Origin of the sequence: Nocardia noduli, from assembly GCF_019038455.1 — a bacterium.
Classification (GTDB): Bacteria; Actinomycetota; Actinomycetes; order Mycobacteriales; family Mycobacteriaceae; genus Nocardia; species Nocardia noduli.
On sequence record NZ_JAFMPL010000217.1, the window covers coordinates 1 to 1,999 of the forward strand.

The following is a 1,999-nucleotide window of genomic DNA, read 5'->3' on the forward strand; positions in this document are numbered from 1 at the left end:
CGCTCACCAAATCGCCCGGAGCCCGCGCCCACTACGACAAACGCAAGGCCGCCGGCGACCACCACAACGCCGCCCTGCGCAACCTCGCCAACAAGCTCCTCGGGCGCATCTGGTGGTGCCTGACCAACAACCACCCCTGGGACGAGAACACCGCCTGGCCCGACCACCCGGCACCATCCGAAACCACCACCACTTGACAACTCACCCGCGTGAGATGTCTATGTCTCGACGTGGTCGGGATGGGTGTATGTCGCGTTCGTGATCGACGCCTACTCCCGCCGGATCGTGGGCTGGCGCACCTCGACCACGATGAACACCGGTTTGGTTCTCGACGCGATCGAACACGCTATCTGGACCCGTGCCCGCGACGGGATCACCGACCTGTCCGGGCTGATACATCATCACGACCGCGGAGCTCAACCCGGACTCAACCAGTCGTCGCAACACTGCTCGGTTGGGCCGACGATAGCAGTTCGTTGAGGGCTTCGGTCGGGGTTTTCCAGTTGAGTGTTTTGCGGGGCCGGTTGTTGAGTGCGGCGGCGACGGCGTCGAGTTCGCTGCGGCCGTAGCGGTTCATATCGGTGCCTTTCGGAAAGTATTGGCGTAGAAGGCCATTCGTATTCTCGTTGGTGCCACGCTGCCAGGGACTGTAAGGATCGGCAAAGTAGACTTCGATACCGGTGTCGATGGTCAGTTCCACATGCCGGGCCAGTTCCTTGCCGCGATCCCAGGTGAGCGTGCGACGCAACTGTTCGGGTAGCGTGACGATCGTCGTGGCGATCGCGTCGCGAACGGCTTCGGCGCCATGCCCGGCCATCGCCGGGCCGTTCTTGACCTGCGGCTGAGTGCCGTAGCCGGCCATCGGGGGAAGGTGCAGCAGCATGGTGAACCGTGTTGTGCGCTCTACCAGGGTGCCGATCGCCGACCTGTTCAGGCCGATGATCAAATCACCTTCCCAATGCCCGGGGACGGCACGGTCTTCGACCTCGGCGGGTCGAGCGCTGATCCTCACCTCCGGAGTTATGAACCCGGGACCGCGCCGCTTGGTGCGGGCACGTGGAACCCGCAACGCACGGCCAGTGCGCAGGCAGGCCACCAGCTCCCGCTGCAACGCACCACGGCCCTGGATGTAGAGGGCCTGATAGATCGCCTCGTGCGAGATACGCATGGACTCATCATCCGGGAAATCCAGGCGCAGCCGATGCGAGATCTGTTCCGGACTCCACGCATGAGCCCGGCACCGGTCCGTCCGGCGGGCCTTGTTGCGGCCGATCCAGCGAGTCCGCGGACCGCGAACCGGCTTTCCGTCCGGAGTGTGGATCACCCCGGCCAGCCGGTCCTGAACATACTGGCGCAGAAAGGAATTGGTGACGAGTTTGGCAGTCTTCGGCCGGGCAGAGCGGCGATCGCGATGCCACTGCGCGGTCGTGGCCCGGTAGACCAGAGTCCCGCCCCGGGTGGCCGCGTTGCGACGCAACTCCCGCGAGATCGTCGACGGCGAGCGACCCAGATGCCGAGCGATCTCACAGACCCCGAAACCGCGGGCGTGGCAGATCGCGATCTCCTCGCGTTCAGCGAAGGACAGATAGCGGCCAGAAGGAATTGCGGAGGGCAGCAACGACACTCCGCCAGCTTCACGGAACCAGCGCGTGCCAACCGCTGGCGACACGCCGGCCTCGACACCGGCTTTCTCGCTCGTGACGCCACGGGCGATCGTTTCCCAGAAACGCTGCCGATGCTCGCGCCGCGCCACCGGCGGTCGTCCCGGCGACCGCATCGCGGCCCTTCCCGTCGCCGCCGTCGCCCAACCCTTCGGCCGTCCCATTACACACCTCCATATCGAAGGTGTTGCGACGACCAGTTGAATCCGCCGACCGCACCGACTCCAGGTAACGCCAGCAACTGTGGGACATGATCGGCGAGAATCTCGTCCAGCTGAGCACGATTGGATTTCAGTTGGTCGCCGAGCTCGCTGATCCGCCGCGCCAAACGGACCGCT

General features: G+C 65.0%; 1 protein-coding gene and 2 pseudogenes. 2 read left to right on the top strand and 1 reads right to left on the bottom strand.

Going from position 1 to position 1,999, the window contains the following annotated elements; genetic code table 11:
- Both JZ792_RS40965 and JZ792_RS40970 read left to right on the top strand, forming a co-directional pair.
- Positions 1 to 197: pseudogene (locus JZ792_RS40965) on the top strand (IS110 family transposase); the annotation flags it as partial.
- Between the two features lie 22 nt (positions 198 to 219).
- Positions 220 to 420, top strand: a pseudogene (locus JZ792_RS40970) (DDE-type integrase/transposase/recombinase); the annotation flags it as partial.
- 7 nt (positions 421 to 427) lie between these two features.
- Here the strand turns inward: JZ792_RS40970 and JZ792_RS40975 are convergent.
- Entirely contained in the window at positions 428 to 1,825 is a 1,398-nt protein-coding gene (locus JZ792_RS40975) for an IS30 family transposase (RefSeq protein WP_216918345.1), read from the bottom strand.
- Positions 1,826 to 1,999 lie beyond the last annotated feature (174 nt).